Source organism: Oceanobacillus sp. MO10714A (genome assembly GCF_037072045.1).
GTDB lineage: Bacteria > Bacillota > Bacilli > Bacillales > Amphibacillaceae > Oceanobacillus > Oceanobacillus indicireducens.
This window is the reverse complement of sequence record NZ_JAXHDC010000034.1, coordinates 16,341-38,421: the sequence shown is the minus strand read 5'-3', so window position 1 is coordinate 38,421 and position 22,081 is coordinate 16,341. Positions and strand designations below refer to the sequence as shown.

Sequence of the window (22,081 nt, the reverse complement as noted above, 5' to 3'; positions counted from 1 at the left end):
ATGCGTAATGAGTAAAACAAAAAATGAAGTATTGGAAATTGCAGTTAAACATGGTCTTCAATTGATAGAGGACTCTATGGAGTTTAATGAATCCGGATTAGACTTTCAGGTTGTATTTGCCAAGGATCAGGAAGAAAAAGAATGGGTGCTACGTATCCCAAGGAGACCTGATGTATTCCCTAGAACGAAAGCAGAAAAGACAGCATTGGACCTAATAAACCAGTACGCTGATTTTGAAGCTCCCGATTGGGAAATATACACAGAAGAGCTGATCGCCTATAAAAAGCTACGAGGTATTCCAGCAGGAACCATTGACCCTGAAGCACAAGCCTATGTTTTTGAAATTGATGAAAATAATATTCCAGAAGAATTTTATCGGACACTAGGAAAAACATTGGCGATGCTTCATCGCATTCCGCAAAAACAAGCGGAAGAAGTTGGAATTGTCGTTCAAACACCAGAGGAAGTAAAACAAATCATGCAAGACCGAATGGATGCTGTTAAAGAGAAATTTGGGGTGGGAGAGGTGTTATGGAATAGGTGGCAGTCGTGGCTGAACGATGAAGAAATGTGGCCAAAAGAAACAGGAATGATTCATGGAGATTTGCACCCAGGACATATTCTCATTGAAAAGTCTGGAAGTGTGACGGGGTTAATTGATTGGACGGAAGCTAAGATAGCTGATATTTCCACTGATTTTGTTGGCCATTACAGAGTATTTGGTGAAGAAGGTCTTGATGCACTTATAGAGGCATACAAAGAAGCTGGAGGATACCATTGGCATGAGATGAAGGAACATATCATTGAATTAAATGCAGCTTCTCCAGTTGAAATTGCTGAATTCGCTTTAATATCTGGTATGGATGAATATGTTCAGATGGCAAAAAAAGAATTAGGATTAGCTGGAATGTAACTTTCTCACCGCTAAATAGTCGGTTTCTGAAAAAAGAACGAGGAAGTTTAACGGGAAAAACAATATGTAGTTCTATGTTTTTTAAGCAGCATCCAATAGTGGCTTTCAATCCCAAATCACACTCTATGCAAAATCCATAAGTATATATATGAAAATAAATCTTTTTCAACTCTTCTCTGATATTTATAATATGGATAAAATAATTTGGTCGGACCCAATAGTGAATTGATCCTTTAATATCCAATAATTATTATCCATGTAAAAAATACTTCAGAACTGTCATTATAGTTGATAACTAGAGTAGATGAAAGAGTGAAGAACTTTGCAAACAAATAATCCATAAGTGACTTATAATTCTTGTTTCTGGATCTATTTTTTCTACTATGTAGATCACGAATAAACACCTGACTGTCATAATAAACTCTTGCTAACTTCACCACCAATTCTGTAATAATAAACATTTGCTTTTTCAGCACAAAATCCAAATAGAAACTCGGGTTTTCCTCATCGGGATCCCGAGTTTTTCATGGCTATACTAATAAAATTACAATATTTAAGTGACTAATCAATATCTACCTGAATTATTCACAGAAATTCAGAAACTTATTATAACTTATGGATTACCAAGCCTTTTCGGCTTTATTGTAATTCATTAAAAAAATGAAAAAAGAATCCATTTCTGTTAAAGTTAAAGTAACCAAACAAAAAGGACTTTTTATATGGTTACTTTAACGCAAAAAACACTTGATTTCAATCATAAAATTAAATTGTCAAATGATGGAGGTTCTCTTTCCTCCGATACAGGTGAGTTTCTTTTTAGAGAATTCGATGAAAAAATTGGTTTTTCAAAGACTTTAGTTAAGTACTTGAGACTTAACGATTCAAGGAAATATTATCTTCATTCAAATGAAAACTTGTTACGTCAAAAAGTCTATCAAATCATTGCCGGGTATGCGGAAGATGATGCGGCTGATCAGTTGACTCATGATCCTGTGTTTAAGGAAATCATTGAAACTCCAACACTTGCTTCCCAGCCCAGTTTGTCTCGCTTTTATACACGATTTGATAAAGATTCAATTGAACAATTAAATCTGGCTAACCAAGAAATGCTTGATAAGATTCATTGTTTTCGACAATCGAAAGAGTTATTTATCGACTTGGATTCGACTCATTCGGATACATATGGGGACCAAGAATCTTCGTCATATAATACTCATTATGGCACGATGGGTTTTCATCCATTAGTCGCCTTTGATGGTGCGACTGGTGACTTTTTGAAAGCACAACTCCGTCCCGGAAATGTTTATACATCAAATGGTGTGGTGGAATTTATTCGGCCTCTCATTAAACATTATAACGAAATGTTTCCGGAAACTACCCTGTTTCTTCGTGGAGATAGCGGGTTTGCTGTTCCGGGATTATACGATCTGTGTGAAGAAGAATCTGTTTTGTATATTATTCGGTTGAAATCGAATTCACAACTACAAAGTTTAGCGAAGGAATACCATCCTTCTTCCGCACCTTTAGATGTTTCCAAGACGGAAACCTATTATGAAGAAACGATTTACCAAGCAAAATCATGGTCAAAACCAAGAAGGGTGATTATTCAATCGGTACGTCCTGCAGGTGAGCTGTTCTTTACCCATTCCTTTTTTGTTACTAACTTTGAATTAGCTTTTCCTCAAGATATCGTCCGAGCTTATCAAAAAAGAGGGACGATGGAAAACTATATCAAAGAAGCAAAAAATGGCTTTTACTTTGATCATATGAATAGCCACGCTTTTCTAGTGAACGAAGTAAAAATGATGTTAACACTTCTTGCATATAATTTGACCAATTGGTTACGAACTCTTTGTTTTCCGGAAGGTCAAAAAACTATGCAAATTGATACGATACGTACTCGGTTAATTAAAGCGGCAAGTAAAGTCGTGAAATCAGGTAGATCCCTTTACTTCAAACTATCATCGAGTTTTGTGTATCAAAATTTCTTTTGGGATGTACTGAATCGAATTCAAAAACTACAATTGGAATGACCAATAGAATACTTCTCATAACTGAAAAAAATAAATTTTTCAGTCAAGGGGGAAGTATGCCCAAAATACCAGAGTTGTTCTATTGAAAATTCAGTTATTTTATGAATTGGCTACGGTTCTTAATTAAATACCGTTATGTTCAACTAATTTAACAAATTTTATCAAATGGGATTTGTAGCTATGAATATTTCAGGATTAAATAATATTTTTGTATTCTTTCCTATTCAGAAGTCAACGAATGATGACAACAATTTTCTGAATAGGATTAATAATGTACATTATTATAATCAAAAAGTATATGTAAATTAATTGTTTAAGTGTTTTCTTTTTGCGATTAATTATGTGCCTCCTATTCAGAAATGATAGGAGGTTTTTTGTTTTCTTAAGTAAAAATTGAGAGTAAGTATAAGAATTGTTTGCCTTAATAAAAAAGTGTATGAAGTACATTATTTGTTATGTATGAAGGGAGGGCTCAAGTAATGATTCTTGAAGCTAAGAATATTGAATTAACAATAAAAGACCGTAAACTTTTAGATATTGACCAATTATATATTCATAATATGGATAGAATTGGTGTAGTTGATCGTAATGGAAGTGGAAAAACAACATTATTGTCCATATTGTCTGGTGAAATCGAAGCAGATAAAGGAGAAGTTATGACAACTGTAAGCCGCTATTATTTACCTCAATTGCAAAAGATGGATACCTTTAAAAGTGGTGGTGAAATAACAAAGTGTTATATTGACAAAGCATTGGCTACTAAGGCAGAAATTTTATTTGCAGACGAACCAACAACAAACCTTGATGCCCGTAGTATAGAAGAACTTGAGAAACATTTCATTCGATATCGTGGAACAATTGTCCTTGTTTCACACAATCGTTATTTTTTAGATCAAATTTGCACAAAAATTTGGGAAATAGAAGAAGGGAACATTAAGGAATTTATCGGTAACTATACAAATTATGTGGAGCAAAAGGAATTACTCCGGCGAAAACAAAAAGACGAATATGAAAAGTTTATAACGAAGAAACGACAATTGGAACGTGCTACAAAACTAAAAGAGCAAAATGCTAAAAAAATGATTAAGCCACCTTCAAAGCGAATGGGTACATCTGAATCTCGCTTATATAAAATGGAGTATGCGACTAAACAAAAGAAAATGCATCAAAACATTAAGGCTCTGGAAACACGTGTAGAAAAATTGGAAAATGTTAAAAAACCAAAAGAACTGCCAGCAATAAAAATGAATTTGCCGAATGGGGAACAAATTCTAGGACGAAATGTAGTTCGTGTTAAAAACTTATCTGTAAACTTTGAAGATCATGTGCTTTGGAGAGATGCTTCATTTGTTATAAAAGGTGGTGAAAAGGTTGCAATTATTGGTAATAATGGGTCTGGAAAAACAACATTGTTGAAACAGATTTTATTAAGAGTACCAAAAGTATCCATATCGCCAGCAGTAAAAATCGGGTACTTTAGTCAAAAGATTGATATTTTAGAAAACAAGAAAACTATATTAGAAAATGTAAAATCCACCTCTCCTTATCCAGAAGATATTGTCCGTACAGTACTTGCTCGGTTACATTTTTTTGGTGAAGATGTATATAAGTCTATTGAAGTATTAAGTGGTGGGGAAAGGGTAAAAGTAGCTTTTGCAAAAGTATTCTTGAGTGATATGAATGTATTAGTAATGGATGAACCAACAAACTATTTAGATATTGAAACTGTTGAGGCACTAGAAAGGTTATTAATGAACTATGAAGGGACAGTCATCTTTGTTTCACATGATAGCCGTTTCGTTGATAATATTGCAACTAAAATTATTGAAATTTCTCAGCAAAAGGTTACAGAGTTCACTGGAAGTTATAAAGAATTTAAAGAAAGGAACCAGAAGACAGAACATGATTATATTAAAGATGAACTCCTAAAAGTTGAAGTCAAACTGACTCAAATCATTAGTGAACTAAATAGTAAGTCTTCAGGAAAACTAGAACAAGAATTCCAAATGTTGATTAATAAACGTAATAATTTAAGAAATCGATTAAAAATATAGAGGAAATTTAGTATGAATATAGCAGAATATATGATTGCAAGAACTAACTCTGGACCTTATGGGATAGCTTCAGCAAAAGACGGAAATGTATGGTTTACTCAACATAAAGCAAATAAAATCAGCTGTATAGATCAAAATGGCAGAATAAGAGAGTATACAGTTCCAACCCCTAACGCTAAAGTAATGTGCTTAACTGTTTCTTCCCGTGGTGATATATGGTTTACAGAGAATGGAGCCAATAAAATAGGAAAAATGACAATAACAGGTGATTTTACAGAATATCCATTGCCACAGCCTGATTCTGGTCCTTATGGAATAACTGAAGGTCCAAATGGTGAAATATGGTTTACTCAGATGAATGGAAACCGGATAGGAAAGTTGACGGCTGATAGTACTATATATGAATATGACCTACCAAATAAGGGGTCTTATCCTACATTTATTACATTAGGTTTGGATAACGCACTTTGGTTCACAGAGAACCAAAATAATTCAATTGGAAGAATTACGGATAAAGGAAAAATAACTGAATATCCCCTACCAACACAAGCAGTAGCCCCAGTAGGTATTACTAATGGCAACGATGGTGCAATCTGGTTTGTAGAAATTATGGGAAATAAAATAGGTCGAATTACTACTGATGGTGAGATTAGAGAATATCGGGCTCCACCATACAGTTTCAATGATTTTTATTAAGTGTCAAACTCCTTGATATGAAAGGAATTTGATGCTTTTTCTTTTTCATGGAATTTCAATTTATTTCATTTAAACGTAGTCAAATACGTAGTCAAAATGTCGTCGTTTTTTACAGATTTACATAGCTTGAAAACTTTTGTATGGCTTGTTCTTGAGCTTTTTTTGTAACATGTGTGTAAATGTTCATTGTCGTTTTTATATCACTGTGACCGAGCCGATCTTGTACTTCTTTTAACGTAGCACCTGCTTCAAATAAAAGCGAACAGTGGGTATGACGTAAACCATGTGTCGTCACTTTCTTTAAATTGTATTTCTCTTGAACGTATAGTATCCATTCACGAGTTTTTGACGGTTGTATAAATTCATTCTTCTCATTGCTGAAAACGAGTTGAGATGGTTTAGATGTATTAAAACCAAGCTTGAAATAATCTTCTTTCTGTTTCTTTTTCCACATCCTTAATACGCCCATTGTTTTTTCATCCATCTTTATCGTTCGAGCTTCATTCGTTTTTGTTGACTTGATATAAAGCTTACTGTTTTTCCCACGAGAAAGCGCCTTGTTAATGCGTATTTCTTTTGTTTTAAAGTTTATGTCGCGCCATGTCAGCGCTAACGCTTCTCCTTTTCTCATGCCACTGAATGCGAGCAAACGAAATAGCACGTATGCTTTCACGTTTGTTTCTTTTTCCAAACATGAAAGAAATTCAATTAATTGTTCACGAGTGTAAAAGTTCTTTTCGTCTGTTTCATCAGGTAATTGTTTATTCCTTTTTCTTGGAAGCTCGACTAAATCAAACGGGTTTTTTTGAACAAAATCACGTTTGACAGCAAAGTTAAATACTCGAGAAGCATATGCTTTAACCTTACTAATGTTTTTAAGTTTTTTCGCCCAATCGTTTACAGCTTTCTGGCATATATCAACCGTAATTTTTTCAATTTTATATTCACCAATGCTAGGAAGGATATGATTATCAAATAAGCTAACCGTTTTTACAAACGTGCTTTGTTCTACAGTGTTTTCATACTGAAGTAACCACAACTCATAAACTTCTTTAAATGTTTCTGCCCGTTCTTTTCTAAACTCGCCACTTGCGACCTGTAATTTAATTCGTGCCAATGCTAGTTCCGCTTCTTTTTTCGTTTTAAAACCGCGTCTAGTTGTTCGCATTTGTTTTCCTGTGGCTTCATCTGTTCCTAAATAAACTTGAAATTCATATCTAATCTCCCCATTTGTCAATTTGTATTGTTTAATCACTTAGTAAAACCTCCTCTAATCAATTGCGGGGGCAAATGATTAAAAAGAGGGTTTACCTCATAAACCATTATACTCATTTATGAGATAAACCCACAATGCGCTAAAAACTATGCTCTTGTAAAAATCGGTCTATCTCTGATTTTTTCACCCTTTTTACCCCATCAATTTCAGCAACCTTTAAACCCATTTGCCGAAATTTCATAAATGTATTGTAAGAGACATTGGCATATTTAGCGCCTGATTTCAGGTCGAGCCATTCTTGATGCCGATTCATTTTGTTAAAATATATTTCTAACTGGTCCTTAATAGACTGTATAATATCGTAATCAATTTGTTGTGTCATTTATTATCACTCCTATGCTTCAGTTTTGTGTATCGAATACGATATTCCTGGTATCCTCCACCGACTTTTTTGTAACCTGTGTACGTTTTTTGGAACAAAACCTCGTCATCTGAAAATGTCTTCCATTCCTCGTTTAATTCAAATCTTATTTTTGGTTGCTTTAAGTTTTTGGACTTAAACACTCTTTTTTTATTCATGAATTTTACAAGTAATTGCGGATCACCAATGTTTTTTCAAAATATTTACTTATATATCGACCAATATTTTCTCTCTGATCTACATTAATCTTTTTTATATTCACTGACCCGTATGGCCAGATTTCTTTCAAATCTTTATAAGGAATTTTAGGTACAGAAAACAAAACAATATGATAATGGATCGCTCCTCTTTTTTGTAACTCCCACACACCAATATATTTTAACTTTGCTTCTTTCGATTTATATATTTTATAATTCAATCTCTTTATAAATTTATTAAATTCATAATTCGTTTTTTGAATGTCATCTATATTTTCTTTAAATGTTAAGGTTAAAAAACTAGTTCGATGATCAAAGTTTGCATCGATCAATCGACCGAGTTCCCAACGTTCATTTTTATGATATTTCTTCATTCGTTCCACACGTTTACTTTTCTCTTCGTATGAAGCATCTTCAAACTTTATATATTCCCTATTCGTTTCATTTGATGGACGTGTAAATCCATAGCCAGTCACTTCTTCATACTCGTATACTTCTGTAAAACTGGTTTCAATTATTTTTGTATTGTAATACTTTAATTTTCCATGTTTAAACACCACCTTTTTCTCTTCAAATTTGCATATATAACAAGTTAACAGCTTTCGCTACGCTCAAGCTCTCGACCGTTAGAAAAGTGACCGCTCCGCTTGACCGTTCCACTCTGCTACTGACGTAGCAGTCATCACTTTTCTACGGTCGAATACGACGAAGCAAACTATCTGTTATTCATCATTGCTGAATACAGTTCTTGACGATAATTTAATCCTTCAAAGTTCAGATACGGAGCTTCAAAGGGTCTAGGTAAAGTCCACCCTTCACCATCTAAAAATACGAATCCTTTTCCAGTTCCGGTTTCGGCTGAAGGCAATTCATCCCATTCGTCACCTAACGTCATCCGATATCCACTTTTCGATAGTTGACCTAAAGCAATCCTTAATCCGATTTGATCACGTATGACCGTTGATACAGCTTCTGCATTCGGTTTTTGAGTACTTAAAATCATGAATATCCCCGCTTGCCTGCCTTTTAGAATGAGTTGCTTTAAATATGAATCGATTTCTTTGGCGATTTTTTTGTCTTCTTCCATTGCAGCGGCAACTTCATCAAAAACAATAACGATCGGTTTCAAGTTATAATGATTATAATTTTTACCCAATTCGACATCGGTTTTATTAAACATCGTCTCATAACGTTTATTCATTTCATCGTTGGCTTCCCTTAATATTTTTGCCATCGTTGCTGGAGTGCTAGCAATTCGATTTAAAGCATTAGGAATGCTAGATTTTAAACTGGATAAATCGCTTCTTTTCGGATCTAATTATGAAAATATCAGCCCCTCGAATGGCAAATTGCAAAATTAAATAATAAATCATAAACGTTTTTCCTGAACCAGTCGCTCCAGCGATTAAAGCGTGTGGAATATTTATAAACTTCCAATCTTTTTCGGAATCTAAAGGAATTGTTAATGGATCAAAATCATTTAATAATGCTTTATTGACGATAATGCGGTCTGGTTTATTTACGCTAAATTCATATGTGACAAAATGAGGTGAACGATGTTTTATATCTGTTAAGTTCATTGATAAAGCGGATTCAAGCTTCTTGGCCAGACTATCCGGTTGTAACGTATAAGGCGCTCCGTTTGGATACGATTCAATGATTAATGAATGATTTTGAAAGTAAAATTTAAACTTCATGGACGTTACGGCTTTGTATGGATTGGTATCTTTATCCGTTACATACAATTGATTAAAAAGGATAACGTGTCTAAGTTTCGCTTTTATTTGTTGGATTTTAGAGAATGAATAGCGACTCGTATAAAAAAGGTAAAAAGTGAGAGATGCGAATGCTATAATTGGTATGAGATAAAATATAGTAGCAATCTCATATGAAAAACGCGTGAGTAAATAATGATCGAATACAAAAATCGTGACGAAGAATAAAACGATAAAAGAATAGGCATAAATGATATGGAGCAATCTTCGTCTTTTAAACGTGACAGTATGTTTCTTTTTCAATCTGAACATCTGTACCAGCCTCCTTTCATCATGCTCTAGGTAATGGCGATGCCATTTACCTAGAGCATGACGGTTATTGTTTCACTACAGAAATGGATGAAGCTTTAAAAGATAACGCAACTCTGCCGTTTTGACTAAAAGGGTTGACTTCTAGATTCTCAAAAGTCACTTTAATCGGCTTTCCGTCTTTGATTTGTTCTGGATTAATTTGTGGCGTTTGCCCTTCGATTTTGACTTGAATTTTATCCCAATTGTATTCCGTCAAAACGACCGGGTACCTGTAACCCGCGATTTCACCCGTATTTTTACCATCGATAAACCGAGTATAAGGTGAAGGCGCTTCGACCAATAACATTTCTTTGCCCAGTTTTGAAACATCGACCAGATCTTTAATATTGATAGCCATTTTCTCACCTCCTTGCATTTTCGATTTACGTTATGTATTTACGAAAACCGTAATTTCATTTTCATAGTACCATATATTTTTGGTTTTGCAAGTATTATTTTGTTCAATATTTGAATTACAAGTATGAAGAAGGTATATTTATGGTAATAAAAGTACGTAAAACAAAAATGTAAAATGTAATAAAGGAGTGGAATGATAATATGTTTGAATATAACAAACTAAGCATAGGTTCAAGGATTCGGCAAATTAGAAAAGAAAAACAAATGACGTTAAAAGAATTTAGTCAATTATTAGATGTGCCTATTAGTAGTATTAGTTCTTGGGAGAGAGGAGCTAATGTACCGAGCTCTCAAAACTTAAAATTGCTTTCTGAAAAAACAGGAGTAGATAGTAACTGGATACTTTATGGGGATATAGCTGATTATCTACAAGATATATTTGATTACTATCATTTAAATGAAGTGATTAGCGAAAAAAAATTTTTTGAGTTAGAAAAGGTTTTAAAAGAAATGCATTATAAACCGGGGGATTTTAATCGATTAAAAGACACGGCAGCGCTTATTATTCCTAATTTTGAAGAGTTAATTAATCATGACGATGAGGAAAAAACATTATCTGCACATATGTTGAAAAATGAATTTCCAATATTGGATGACTATTATTTCCAAACGAAATACTTACCGTTGCTTCAGGGACTATTGTCAGATGAGAATAAAGAACACAACAGTGATATTATTTTATTTTTATTGGATTTATTATCTAGAATGAACAATACGACGAAACCTATAATTAAAAAAATCTTTAGAGATTTAAATTGGTTATTAAGCAACAATATTTTTCGACTGGAAAGAGAACATCAGAGTAACCGCCCTTCATTTGGTGGAATTCATTCAGCTGATGCATATGATAAACAGAAAGATAGGGATTACAGGGATATTAAAGACGATGCTGAACAGTTAATCCAAGAGATAAGTACAAGATTGAAAGATGTTGTTGAATTAAATTATGAAGCGTTTAAGAAGAGGGAGCATAAATCAATCTTTTAATGTTTACGGAGGGGCACTCATGAAAACAAAAATTAATAAAGCAATTAAAGAAGTGTTGGAACAGTTCGGAGAAAAATACATGATTGAAGGACAATTGAATAAAAGTAAAGTCATTCAAGATTTAGACGCTTACGATAAGGATTTACTAGGTGCATTTATTGAGAATGAAACGATTAAAGAGAACTTCGCCATCACGATTAACGGTCATATGGTTTTACAAACGAATAAGTTAATCGAGCTCTTTGAAGCAGACGAGTATTGGCAAGATTCGTTTACAAAGTACTCGAAAAAAATCGGTTTAACCGCTGGCGGCAAGTTTATCGATGAATCAACCGATGTCGTATTAGATTTCCCTTATAAAGACACCATTTTAAAAGCAAGTATGTCGAAAGAAGATACAGATAAAGATGATTTGAGACCAGACGAGCCTTTTTTAAATGAAGTGATTGCGAAAGAAGAGATTGATGTTTTATTAGATAAAAAGATATTAGTAAACGCCAAAAAATACGATCAAGATGGTGTACGAGAAGTAAACAGCTTTAGTGAAGACGATAATTTGATTATTAAAGGGAATAATTTGTTGGCATTACATACGTTGAAAGAGAAATATGCAGGAAAAATAAAATTAATTTATATTGATCCACCGTATAATACGGGGTCAGACAGTTTCAAATATAACGACCGATTTAAACACTCAACATGGCTTACATTTATGAAAAATAGGCTTGAAATTGTAAGGGAGTTATTATCTGAAAAGGGTTCTATTTGGGTGAATATTGATGATGATGAGTGTCATTATCTTAAAATTTTATGCGACGAGGTTTTTGGAAGAGAGAATTTTGTAAACAATGTTATATGGGAAAAAAGTTCTCTCCACAAAATGACGCTACTTGGCTTTCCGATAGTCATGACCATATACTTGTCTTTTCAAAGAATAAAGAACTTTGGAGACCAAAGTTACTGCCAAGAAGTGAAGAAATGAATAGTAGATATAGTAATCCTGACAATGACCCTAGAGGACCTTGGACATCAAGTGATTTGACAGTAAAAACCTACTCAGAAGAATACGATTATCCAATAACTACTCCAAGTGGTAGAGTTATAAAACCTGCAAAAGGAAGGAGTTGGAATACTTCTAAACAAAGAATGAAGGAATTGATTGATGATAATAGAATATGGTTTGGAGAAAAAGGAAATAATGTACCTCGTCTAAAGAAGTTTTTATCCGAGGTAAAAGATGGTATTACAGCAATGACAATTTGGAAACATTCTGAAGTGGGTAATAACCAAGACGCAAAGAAAGAGGTAAACGCTATAGAAAATATAGCTCCTTTTTCTACACCTAAACCAGAGAAGCTCTTAAATAGAATTATACATTTAGCTAGTAACGAGGGAGATATTGTACTAGATTTTTTCATGGGATCTGCTACAACTCAGGCGGTTGCCCATAAAATGAACCGTCGATATATCGGTATCGAACAAATGGATTATATAAACACTGTCTCTATTCCGCGACTTCAAAAGGTAATTGAAGGCGAACAAGGAGGAATTTCTAAAGATGTCAACTGGCAAGGTGGAGGAAGTTTTGTTTACGTAGAATTAATGGAAAAAAACCGTGGGTTTATAAGGGCAATTAGAGACGCTAAAAACCATAATGAATTACAGAAAGTATTCAATTTTATGTTAGAAGAAGCGGAAATTGATTTTAGAGTTGATTTGGAAAAAGTAAAAGATACGTTACATGAATTATCGTTAGATGACCAAAAACGATGCTTGATCAAAATCATCGACAAAAACCAGCTGTATTATAATTATTCTGAAATCGATGACGAACATGTTCGCGATCTAATTAGTGATAGCGATTATGCCTTTAATAAAAGCTTTTATGAAGAGGGTGAGGAATAATTATGTCAAAGCGGAAAAAAAGAAAACAGTTACCCTTGCCTTTATATGATGAATTAATAAAACTGGATCAGAGTCTATTTAACGAAGAAGGTATGTGGTCTACACCAGACTACATTGCTGAAAACATGGTACATACATTCAGATACTACCAAAGGGCTGCACTGCGATTTTTTCATTACTCGCAAGTGAGTCAAGCGTTTCGTCATCGAAACATAAACCACGTCTTATTTCATATGGCGACAGGCAGTGGAAAAACGGATTTGATGGCAGGGTTAATCCTGTATTTATACCAAGAACACGGTTACCAAAACTTTTTATTTTTAGTGAATACGAATGGCGTGTTAAACAAGACGATCGATAACTTAACGAATAAAGCTTCTGAAAAATATTTATACAAACCACAGATTGAAATCGATGGAGAAAGAATTGAAATACGGCAAGTGCAGTCCTTTCCTAAAAACCAAAGTAAGAATACGATTTATTTAAAGTTAGCAACCGTTCAGAGTGTCGCAACAGACATTTATACTCAAAAAGAAAACGCGATGGGGGAGGAAGATTATGCGAAACATAAAGTCGTTATACTAGGTGATGAGGCTCATCATTATTCCGCAACGACGAAATCGGAAAAAGAAACCGAGCAATCATGGGAAAGCGCCATTTCCACCATTTTAAATGCAAGAGAAGATAATCTCTTGTTAGAATTTACTGCGACGATTGACCTAGATAACAAAAACATTTATGAAAAATATAAAGATAAAGTGATCTATCGTTACGCGCTGGATCGGTTCATTCAAGATAAATACTCAAAAAACGTCAAACGAATTCAATCCAGTAACGCAGATATTGAAAACATGTTGAATGTTGTTTTATTAAGCGAGTATCGAAGAAGATATGCACTTGACCAATATGGCACATACATTAAACCTGTTGTTATGTTTAAATCACAGCGAATTGACGCCTCTAACGAAGCGAATGAAAAATTTAATGAGATGATTGAGGCATTGACAGCCGATTCATTGAGAGAGTTTTTAGCAAGACAAGAACAAATTACAATGGAACAGGACAGTGAAACGTTAGCATTCGCTCATCAATATTATCGAGAGCATGATGACCAGTTAACGGAAATTGTTCGTGAAATTAAAAGGGAATTTGCGCCTACCCGGATTATTAATGCAAATGATACCGATCGAACAGGGTTACTTGAAAAAGGTCAATACGATGCGTTAAATAGCTTGGAAAGTCCGACGAACTTATATCGTGTTATCTTTGCCGTGGCGAAACTGACCGAAGGATGGGATGTACTGAATCTGTACGATATTGTTCGGCTCAGTGATGATCCAAAAGTGAAAGGTACGAAAGCAACAACGATGTCAGAGGCTCAATTAATCGGTCGAGGCGCAAGATATTATCCGTTTCTATTAAATGGTGAAAGATCTTATAAAAGGCGATTTGAAGACGACAGCAAGGATAGCCTTATTTTAGAAACAATTCACTATCATACCATTAATGAACCACAATACTTGAAAAACTTAGTCGAATCGTTAAACGAAATGAATTTACCGACAGGCACGGATGAAAAAAATCCGTTACTGAATGTAAAAGTAAAAAGAAGTTTTAAACAAACGGATGTATGGAAATACGGGAAAATCTATTATAACGAAACCGTTGAAGTGAGTGATGATTATTATGATTCGCTGGAAAAGTATGGCGTAGATAACAAAAAAGATATTATGATTCCTTATCTTTTCTCTTCTCAAGAATTAGATTATAAAGATCGTGAAGTAACAGGCGATGTGACGAATACCCATCATGTTGCCGTTGAATTTGATAAACGTTATGTCAATAAAGTGATGAATCGTATCTCATTCTATCACTTTCATAATTTGAAAAAATACATCCCTTTACTCAAATCAAGAGAACAGTTTTTAGGTGAAAATTGGTTAAATCTGTACAATCGGACGGTTTATGCCATCGTTCCACGTTCGATGACAGAAGATGATCTTCGACCGAATGAAAAACTTAAGATACTAGAAGCATACTTCATGGATGTGGCAAAAAAAATTAAAGCCGGCTATAACAAACGTCGTGGCACGAATAAATTTATCGGCTATCCAATCAAGGAGTATATCTCGAACTATCGAAAACGTGTTCCTAATTACGATACGTCAAGAATCTTAATGGATACAAACCCACAAAAAGTACAGCGGTTTGAAATGAAAGAAGATTATTTTGTTTATGACTCAGCCATTATTAACCAAACGGAAAAACAGTTAATCGATCGAATCGGCGAACGAGTGAATGAGTTTAAAGAACAGTATTCAGACGTGTATCTCATCAGAATGGACGAAAATATGCATCGTGAATCGGCAAAAAATCACCAGTTAAAATTACATCAATTTGGATATGATCATAATGAGATACGATTAGAAGGATTTCAACCAGACTTTATTTTGTACTTAAAAAATGCCGATTTCATCGTCCAAATATTTATTGAACCAAAAGGAAGGGATATGGAAGAGGAACAGTGGAAAGAGGACTTACTGCTCTATATAAACGAACAAGAAGCTGAAATCATGTTTGAAGATGAAACAGAAGATGTAAAAATTAAAGGGGTTAAATTTTATACGATGAATGATGGAAGAAATACAATGAAACAAATCGGGGAAATCGCATTAGGACGGGCGTTTAAAGGTTTGAGTGTTCAAGAGTTATAAATAAACGAAGTCAATAAACACTCCCGTAATTCACGTTTAAATGTTTAAACATATTGGAGTGATTGAGGTGTCAGGGAAATTAATACGTTTGTTTTTAGTCGATGGGAATCCGAATGGACTTAGAACGGTAGAAATCTCCAATATGACGATATACACGACCATCTTTCCTAGATCAAAACTAAAAGAGTTTTTACTAAGAGAAGAATCACGAAAAGCAGGCTGTTATTTATTGATTGGAAATGATATCGCAACACCGGAAGAAACAACGGTTTATATAGGAGAAGGCGAAATCGTCGAGGAACGATTAAAGTCACATTCTTTGGGAGGAAAACAAAAAGAATTTTGGGATGAAGCCATTGTTTTTACTTCAAAAGACGATTATATCACAAAAACACAAATACAATATCTTGAATCAGAGTTATGCAGATTAGCGGATGATGCAGGAAAAGTAAAATTGGATAATGGAAACAGACCATCAAAGCCTACTTTATCTGAAGTAGACAATGCCGAGATGGAACAATTTTAGCGCCATTAGCTTTTTTTCAACGACCAGACCAGATTGTGGAGTAGCACAATAAAGGAAAATACGGTATTTTCAATGATATTGTTAAGAATTGTAATTATGATAACGGGAAATTTAGTTAAAAAAGCTTTGTTTATTTAGGAGTGGGAAGATGAGAGATATTTCGATATTAATTGCTGAAGATGATGAGGAAATTGCTGATCTTATTGCGTTCCATTTAGAAAAAGAAGGGTACCATGTTGTTAAAGTATCAGATGGACAAGAGGCAGTTCGTGTTGTGGAGAATCAGGCATTTGAGTTGCTGATTTTGGATATTATGATGCCGAAAATGGATGGATATGAGGTAACTCGTCGTATTCGCGAACAATATAATATGCCTATCATTTTTGTAAGTGCCAAAACTTCTGATTTTGATAAAGTACAAGGGCTTGTAATTGGAGCTGATGATTATATAACGAAACCTTTCACCCCTATTGAATTGGTTGCTCGGGTAAATGCTCAGTTACGACGCTTTATAAAGCTGAATCATCCCCAAAATGATAATAATACGAACTTGGAATTTGGTGGACTAGTGATTTCCCTTGATCAACGCACGGTTACTCTATATGGTGAAAACATTGAGCTGACACCAAAGGAGTTTGATATTTTGTATTTACTGGCTAGTCATCCAAAGAAGGTTTACAGTGTAGAAGATATTTTTCAGCAGGTGTGGGGCGAAGCATACTTTGAGGGCGGTAATACCGTTATGGTCCATGTTCGTACAATAAGGAAAAAGCTTAGAGAAAATAAACGAACAAACAAATGGATTAAAACTGTGTGGGGCGTTGGGTATACATTCAATGGCTAAATTCTCAAGAAGTTTTCGTGCAAAAATGATTATAACATTTGGCTTAAGTATGTTTCTCTCGGGTACAATCACGTATATCATTTATAAAGTCCTTCAATTTTTTTATTACACTGTAGTTGATTATGAAAGTCCGTTAGCCCATTTTCGCCGAATCATTAGACAAATTGGGGACATTAACTTTTTTTTACTAATTTTTATCCCACTTTCGATATTGTTCTTCTTTTTACTCACTAGGCGCTATTTGACCTACTTTAATAAGATTTCAAACGGAATTCATCATCTCGCTAATGGCAACTTTAGTCACCGTGTTGAAATTCATTCAAATGACGAATTTAGGGATATTGCGCAAGATATTAATTTGGCTAGTGAAATATTGAAACAGGCCATTGAAAAAGGGGAATTTTCGGAAAGCAGTAAAAATCAGTTAGTCGTAAATTTAGCTCATGATCTGCGTACACCGCTCACCTCCGTATTAGGTTATTTAGATTTAATCCTTAATGATAAGAATTTGACGGAGGAACAAGTCAAACATTTTTTGACAATTGCTTTTACTAAATCTCAACGTTTAGAAAGTCTAATTGATGAATTATTCGAAATAACGAGAATGAACTATGGCATGTTGCCAATTGAACAAAAGTACATTAATTTAAGTGACCTCCTTCATCAATTGAAAGAAGAATTATATCCTGTCTTCACGAAAAATAATTTGACCGCTCGAATGAACTTGCCTCCCTACTTACCTATTATCGGTGACGGAGAGCTTTTAGCACGTGTGTTTGAAAATCTTTTGATGAATGCGACTCGGTATGGTTACGACGGTCAGTTTGTAGACATTAACGGCTTTATTGAGTCGGAGGAAGTTGTTGTACAAGTTGTGAATTATGGTGATCGTATTCCTCCGGAGGACCTCCCGCATCTATTTGATATGCTCTATACTGGAGACAAAGCAAGAACTCAAAACAAAAATAGCGCTGGTCTTGGATTGTTTATTGCGAAGAATATTGTGGAGCAACATAACGGTTCAATTACTGTTGAAAGTAGTGTAACTCAGACAGTTTTTGAAGTCCGTTTACCAAAGGGAAGTCAAACATTAAGAAATAATGGAGATGGAATAAATTCAAATACTTGATTTAAGAAAAATTTAAGATTTACCCCACTCTTTTTTTAAAAAGTTTTAGCTATTCTTTTAAACAAGGAAGAATTAGGAGGAAGCTAAAAATGAAGAAGTGGGGATTTTTAATTTTATTTATAGTGGGCTTGTGTTTTGTTTTCATAATTAATGGCTCTTTTTTTGAACCAAAAGTAGAAGTACGAGAAGATATTCAACAGGAAAATGATAAAGGAGAGGATTTTGATAATATCCAAACAATAAAGATTACAGAAGAACAAATCTATCAAGGTAATCTGCTTTTGGTCAATAGTGAATATCCTGTTCGCCAAGAAGGTATTAAAACAGATGTCGTGAACCTTTTTACACACAATGAATTGGTGAAGGGATATGGATTGTTATATAACAATATTTATTTGTCAGAGGATATAGCACATGAATTTTCGGAAATGATTGCTGCCGCAGAAAAAGAGGGAGTTGATAATTTTTGGATTACTAGTGGCTATCGAAGCTTAGATGAGCAAAGGAAACTTTATGAAGAATCGGGCCCTGATGTTGCTTTGCCTGCCGGATATAGCGAACATAATATGGGGTTAGCGCTTGATGTAGGAACTACTCAAACGACGATGGATAAAGCACCTGAAGGAGAATGGATAGAAAAAAATGCTTGGAAATACGGATTCATTTTACGTTATCCAGAGGATAAAACGGACATTACGGGAATTCAATACGAACCTTGGCATATTCGCTATGTTGGTTTACCTCATAGCGTGATTATGAAGGAAAAGAATTTTGTTTTAGAAGAGTATTTGGATTATCTCAAAGAGAAAAAGAAAGTTACTGCTGAATTTGATGGTAAAAAATATACCGTTTCTTATCATTCGTTTTCCGAAAACATGACTATTCATATACCGAAAAATCAAGAGTATAAGATTTCGGGTGACAATATGGATGGAATAATTGTGACTATGTACGACTAAAGGACAGAAAAGGACAAACAAAATGACGGATCTATTATTTCTACCAGACCTTAAAGCAATTGAACCATCGCAGGAAAATGAAACTGATATGATGTTTAAAGTGGAAGCAATAGATCCACCCGAACGTTGTCCAGAATGTGGATTTGACAAACTTTACAAACATGACTCACGAAAGCAACTAATCATGGATTTGCCCACGACAATACCAATTTGAGACTCCTAAATGGCTTGGGATTGATGAAATATATATCATCCGTAAACCTCGTCTTGTATTGACCAACGTAGAGCGTAGAACCATTTTCGATATTAAGCCTAATCGTAACAAGGAAACAGTCATTCAACGCCTTACAGAGATAGGAGACAGACATTACATTGAATACGTCACAATGGATATGTGGAAACCTTATAAAGATGCAGTATATACCGTTCTTCCACAAGCTAAAGTGGTTGTATATAAATTTCACGTTGTCCGTATGGCTAATCAAGCCTTGGATAGCGTTAGGTAGGCTCTGAAAGCCGAAATGAACATGAAGCTGAAATCATGTTTGAGGATGAAACAGAAGATGTAAAAATTAAAGGGGTTAAATTCTATACGATGAATGATGGAAGGAACACAATTAAACAAATCGGTGAAATAGCATTAGGACGAGCGTTTAAAGGTTTAAGTGTTCAAGAATTATAATTAAACGTAGTCAAACACGTAGTCAAAAACATCAAATGCCCCCGCAAATATTGATTTGTTCGTGTTTTGAGACGATTGGGTTCAGGCCCGATATATTCCAACTCCAAATTCACGTCCACACGCTATTACTGCGGGAAAGAATGGTGAAATGTGGTTTACTGAATGGGGAGCAAATAAAATTGGTCAAATTTCTGCTATTGATGGGAAAATTAATGAGTATGAAATTCCAACATCATCAGCAGAACCACACGGTATCGCATGTGACCCAAATGGGGATATCTGGTTTGCATTAGAGTGTAATAAAATAGGCCGTATTAGACATAACTCATAAAAAGGAGTGTATTGTATATGTCAGAAAAAATAAAAGGTCCTAGCCCGAATAGAATATATCCAATAGATGAAAATAAAAACCTTCAGTTTATTAGACCATCATTAACAAAGCCGAATATTATAGTTGGCGAGTACACTTATTATGATAGCAAGAATGGAGAACTTTTTGAGGATCAGGTTTTATATCATTATGAAGTTATAGGAGATCGATTGATCATCGGAAAATTTTGTTCAATCGGTCCTGGGGTCACTTTTATAATGAACGGAGCTAATCATCGCATGGATGGTTCCACTTACCCATTTAATATCTTCGGAAACGGGTGGGAAAAGTATACACCTACATTGGATATGCTACCTTTAAAAGGAGATACTGTTATAGGCAATGATGTCTGGATTGGACTAGACGCTACAATTATGCCAGGAGTAAATGTCGGGGATGGAGCGATTATTGGAGCCAAGTCCATCGTTACAAAAGACGTAGAACCTTACACGATTGTTGGAGGAAATCCTGCTAAGGAAATAAAGAAACGATTCTCTGAATCGAAAATAAAAGAATTACTAAAAATAAAATGGTGGGACTTAGAAAACGAAGTTATCTTAGATAATATTGATGCAATTCTTAGCTTGGATGTTGACGTACTTAAGAATATCATTAAACCCTGATCTTATATGAATTTGTGATGCTCCCCAATATGGTTTTGTTTTTTGGAAATGAATTTAATTGAATTAATATGACACAAGGAAAACTTTAACAAGCATTTTGTCTAGGAGTCGATAGTTAGGTGAGGATTGACCTTATTGCTGTTGCCGAAGATATTTGATGTTTTCGCTGGGAGATAGATTTCACCCCAAAAATGATAGGAACCTGAATGTGATTCAACAACAGGTTCCTATATCCTAAAGTGGAAGGTGATTTCTTTATTAATGAAATTCGTGAAAGTAAAGATACATAAATCTTGGAATTTTACGTGTTATGATGGACAAGTAGTGAGATATAGATCCTATAAGAACTGAAAAGCATTTATGTTTCGGTTTTGATAAAAAAAACACAATTACGCTTCAAGCCCGCTACATTTTCAACTTATTTTCTTTCCTCAAGGGCTGTTAGAGCAGTTTCGACATTCTTAAGAAATACTTTCCCAAACGAGTGTGCTGGATGTTCCTTCGCTTTCAATTAAATAAGGATATGCACAGGCCCTCCTCCAACCGAGAAATGGTTTTTATCTAGTCACAACTAGTTGTTAAGTTTTTTAACAAGATCAATGATTTTTTTGTTCTTTAGTAGTTGCTCCATTTGTTGTTCCGCATCTAAGATTACTTGCTGAATCAAGCATTCGCTTCCATGATTAAAACTGCATTCGAATATAGATGCCCTACCTTCAATTGCATGGATTACATCTAAAAAGGATATTTCATTCTGGTTGCGTTTCAGCATGTATCCACCGCTAGCGCCTGATATAGAATGGATTAAACCAGCCTTTACTAATTTGGTCAACATTTTTGAAAGGTAGGTTCTTGAGACTTCCAGTTTTTCAGCTAATATGTGGACTCTCACAGTCTATTTTGACTTTTAAGATTTGAGTAGAAAAAGAGCTATCATTCCCCCTTTCAATAAATTATTTTCTTGATTTTAATTTTGTTCTTTAACAAAAATAGCACGGAAGATATCGCCGTGCAGTATTCTCCGACCGTTCTTTCTCATGAGCAAGAAAATATTCCATAATAAATAATAGTAATTTATCTTGTTTGAGAAATAATGCCTAAGTGCTCTGGTAGACATTCCGACTTCAGATGCAATTCTTCGGATAGATGCTTTTTCAATACCTTCCGTTTCAATAATTTTCCAAGCTGTTTCAACGATCATTTTTCTTTTGTGATCATGATCAACTATTTTCTGCACTCAAATCACTCTTGCTTTTATTTAATACACTGTGCTATTATAATTTTATCGCAGTGTGTGAAATAAATAAGGGGGGATGTTTAGGTTCTTGA

General features: G+C 34.5%; 18 protein-coding genes and 5 pseudogenes. 15 read left to right on the top strand and 8 right to left on the bottom strand.

What is annotated here, in order from left to right:
• Positions 1-7 precede the first annotated feature (7 nt).
• The 4 genes and pseudogenes from SPD53_RS14655 to SPD53_RS14640 all read left to right on the top strand — a co-directional run.
• Positions 8-913 carry a macrolide 2'-phosphotransferase gene (locus SPD53_RS14655; protein ID WP_277679600.1) on the top strand — a complete coding sequence of 302 codons (906 nt, stop codon included), beginning with the start codon at positions 8-10 and terminating at the stop codon, positions 911-913.
• A gap of 719 nt (positions 914-1,632) precedes the next feature.
• The gene (locus SPD53_RS14650; protein WP_017550355.1) at positions 1,633-2,946 is read left to right on the top strand and encodes an IS1380-like element ISBco1 family transposase; all 1,314 of its coding nucleotides are present in this window, start codon (positions 1,633-1,635) and stop codon (positions 2,944-2,946) included.
• A gap of 455 nt (positions 2,947-3,401) precedes the next feature.
• A complete protein-coding gene (locus SPD53_RS14645; RefSeq protein ID WP_336253009.1) occupies positions 3,402-5,000 on the top strand; it encodes a Vga family ABC-F type ribosomal protection protein in 1,599 nt (532 codons plus the stop codon).
• Between the two features lie 12 nt (positions 5,001-5,012).
• Positions 5,013-5,669: pseudogene (locus SPD53_RS14640) on the top strand (Vgb family protein); the annotation flags it as partial.
• A gap of 136 nt (positions 5,670-5,805) precedes the next feature.
• Here SPD53_RS14640 and SPD53_RS14635 read toward each other — a convergent pair.
• From SPD53_RS14635 to SPD53_RS14610, 6 genes are all read right to left on the bottom strand, one after another.
• Positions 5,806-6,951 carry a site-specific integrase gene (locus SPD53_RS14635; protein WP_336253008.1) on the bottom strand — a complete coding sequence of 382 codons (1,146 nt, stop codon included), beginning with the start codon at positions 6,949-6,951 and terminating at the stop codon, positions 5,806-5,808.
• A 100-nt stretch (positions 6,952-7,051) separates the two neighbouring features.
• Positions 7,052-7,294, bottom strand: a complete 243-nt coding sequence (locus tag SPD53_RS14630) for a DNA-binding protein (protein WP_336253007.1) — start codon at positions 7,292-7,294, stop codon at positions 7,052-7,054.
• 202 nt (positions 7,295-7,496) lie between these two features.
• A complete protein-coding gene (locus SPD53_RS14625) occupies positions 7,497-8,090 on the bottom strand; it encodes a rolling circle replication-associated protein (protein WP_336253005.1) in 594 nt (197 codons plus the stop codon).
• A gap of 155 nt (positions 8,091-8,245) precedes the next feature.
• Positions 8,246-8,764 (bottom strand): hypothetical protein, encoded by a 519-nt coding sequence (locus SPD53_RS14620; RefSeq protein WP_336253004.1) that lies wholly within the window; start codon positions 8,762-8,764, stop codon positions 8,246-8,248.
• A gap of 43 nt (positions 8,765-8,807) precedes the next feature.
• Entirely contained in the window at positions 8,808-9,557 is a 750-nt protein-coding gene (locus tag SPD53_RS14615; RefSeq protein ID WP_336253002.1) for a hypothetical protein, read from the bottom strand.
• A gap of 64 nt (positions 9,558-9,621) precedes the next feature.
• Positions 9,622-9,954, bottom strand: coding sequence for a hypothetical protein (locus tag SPD53_RS14610; protein WP_094264215.1), 333 nt, complete (start codon positions 9,952-9,954; stop codon positions 9,622-9,624).
• Positions 9,955-10,154: 200 nt separating this feature from the next.
• On the opposite strand from SPD53_RS14610, the gene SPD53_RS14605 reads away from it, so the two are divergent.
• The 11 genes and pseudogenes from SPD53_RS14605 to SPD53_RS14550 all read left to right on the top strand — a co-directional run bounded on the left by SPD53_RS14605 (position 10,155) and on the right by SPD53_RS14550 (position 20,752).
• A complete protein-coding gene (locus SPD53_RS14605; protein WP_336253001.1) occupies positions 10,155-11,000 on the top strand; it encodes a helix-turn-helix domain-containing protein in 846 nt (281 codons plus the stop codon).
• A gap of 19 nt (positions 11,001-11,019) precedes the next feature.
• A pseudogene (locus SPD53_RS19890) lies at positions 11,020-12,905 on the top strand (DNA methyltransferase).
• A gap of 2 nt (positions 12,906-12,907) precedes the next feature.
• Positions 12,908-15,619, top strand: a complete 2,712-nt coding sequence (locus SPD53_RS14590) for a DEAD/DEAH box helicase family protein (RefSeq protein WP_336252999.1) — start codon at positions 12,908-12,910, stop codon at positions 15,617-15,619.
• Positions 15,620-15,659: 40 nt separating this feature from the next.
• Positions 15,660-16,145 (top strand): GIY-YIG nuclease family protein, encoded by a 486-nt coding sequence (locus SPD53_RS14585; protein WP_336252998.1) that lies wholly within the window; start codon positions 15,660-15,662, stop codon positions 16,143-16,145.
• 148 nt (positions 16,146-16,293) lie between these two features.
• Positions 16,294-16,989 carry a vancomycin resistance response regulator transcription factor, VanR-F/VanR-M family gene (vanR, locus tag SPD53_RS14580; protein ID WP_212967287.1) on the top strand — a complete coding sequence of 232 codons (696 nt, stop codon included), beginning with the start codon at positions 16,294-16,296 and terminating at the stop codon, positions 16,987-16,989.
• Positions 16,982-18,118: a sensor histidine kinase gene (locus SPD53_RS14575; RefSeq protein WP_336252997.1), complete on the top strand. Its 1,137-nt coding sequence runs from the start codon at positions 16,982-16,984 to the stop codon at positions 18,116-18,118. Before vanR ends, SPD53_RS14575 begins: the two co-directional genes overlap by 8 nt.
• Positions 18,119-18,207: 89 nt before the next feature.
• The gene (vanY, locus tag SPD53_RS14570) at positions 18,208-19,077 is read left to right on the top strand and encodes a VanY-A/VanY-F/VanY-M family D-Ala-D-Ala carboxypeptidase (protein ID WP_336252996.1); all 870 of its coding nucleotides are present in this window, start codon (positions 18,208-18,210) and stop codon (positions 19,075-19,077) included.
• 22 nt (positions 19,078-19,099) lie between these two features.
• Positions 19,100-19,580: pseudogene (locus SPD53_RS14565) on the top strand (transposase); the annotation flags it as partial.
• Between the two features lie 38 nt (positions 19,581-19,618).
• Complete coding sequence (locus tag SPD53_RS14560; RefSeq protein ID WP_212967284.1) at positions 19,619-19,759, top strand: hypothetical protein; 141 nt, start codon at positions 19,619-19,621, stop codon at positions 19,757-19,759.
• 94 nt (positions 19,760-19,853) lie between these two features.
• A pseudogene (locus SPD53_RS14555) lies at positions 19,854-20,090 on the top strand (Vgb family protein); the annotation flags it as partial.
• Positions 20,091-20,107: 17 nt separating this feature from the next.
• A complete protein-coding gene (locus SPD53_RS14550; RefSeq protein WP_164217509.1) occupies positions 20,108-20,752 on the top strand; it encodes a Vat family streptogramin A O-acetyltransferase in 645 nt (214 codons plus the stop codon).
• A 571-nt stretch (positions 20,753-21,323) separates the two neighbouring features.
• Here the strand turns inward: SPD53_RS14550 and SPD53_RS14545 are convergent.
• Positions 21,324-21,644: pseudogene (locus SPD53_RS14545) on the bottom strand (Rrf2 family transcriptional regulator); the annotation flags it as partial.
• Between the two features lie 75 nt (positions 21,645-21,719).
• Positions 21,720-21,989 carry a TetR family transcriptional regulator gene (locus SPD53_RS14540; RefSeq protein WP_442946221.1) on the bottom strand — a complete coding sequence of 90 codons (270 nt, stop codon included), beginning with the start codon at positions 21,987-21,989 and terminating at the stop codon, positions 21,720-21,722.
• Between the last annotated feature and the right edge of the window lie 92 nt (positions 21,990-22,081).

Bases quoted from the DNA above. Each gene is read 5' to 3' on its own strand.
- SPD53_RS14655 (WP_277679600.1), top strand. From the start codon at position 8: ATGAGTAAAACAAAAAATGAAGTATTGGAAATTGCAGTTAAACATGGT.
- SPD53_RS14650 (WP_017550355.1), top strand. From the start codon at position 1,633: ATGGTTACTTTAACGCAAAAAACACTTGATTTCAATCATAAAATTAAA.
- SPD53_RS14645 (WP_336253009.1), top strand. From the start codon at position 3,402: ATGTATGAAGGGAGGGCTCAAGTAATGATTCTTGAAGCTAAGAATATT.
- SPD53_RS14630 (WP_336253007.1), bottom strand. From the start codon at position 7,294: ATGACACAACAAATTGATTACGATATTATACAGTCTATTAAGGACCAG.
- SPD53_RS14620 (WP_336253004.1), bottom strand. From the start codon at position 8,764: ATGGCAAAAATATTAAGGGAAGCCAACGATGAAATGAATAAACGTTAT.
- SPD53_RS14615 (WP_336253002.1), bottom strand. From the start codon at position 9,557: ATGTTCAGATTGAAAAAGAAACATACTGTCACGTTTAAAAGACGAAGA.
- SPD53_RS14610 (WP_094264215.1), bottom strand. From the start codon at position 9,954: ATGGCTATCAATATTAAAGATCTGGTCGATGTTTCAAAACTGGGCAAA.
- SPD53_RS14605 (WP_336253001.1), top strand. From the start codon at position 10,155: ATGTTTGAATATAACAAACTAAGCATAGGTTCAAGGATTCGGCAAATT.
- SPD53_RS14590 (WP_336252999.1), top strand. From the start codon at position 12,908: ATGTCAAAGCGGAAAAAAAGAAAACAGTTACCCTTGCCTTTATATGAT.
- SPD53_RS14585 (WP_336252998.1), top strand. From the start codon at position 15,660: ATGTTTAAACATATTGGAGTGATTGAGGTGTCAGGGAAATTAATACGT.
- vanR (WP_212967287.1), top strand. From the start codon at position 16,294: ATGAGAGATATTTCGATATTAATTGCTGAAGATGATGAGGAAATTGCT.
- SPD53_RS14575 (WP_336252997.1), top strand. From the start codon at position 16,982: ATGGCTAAATTCTCAAGAAGTTTTCGTGCAAAAATGATTATAACATTT.
- vanY (WP_336252996.1), top strand. From the start codon at position 18,208: ATGAAGAAGTGGGGATTTTTAATTTTATTTATAGTGGGCTTGTGTTTT.
- SPD53_RS14560 (WP_212967284.1), top strand. From the start codon at position 19,619: ATGTTTGAGGATGAAACAGAAGATGTAAAAATTAAAGGGGTTAAATTC.
- SPD53_RS14550 (WP_164217509.1), top strand. From the start codon at position 20,108: ATGTCAGAAAAAATAAAAGGTCCTAGCCCGAATAGAATATATCCAATA.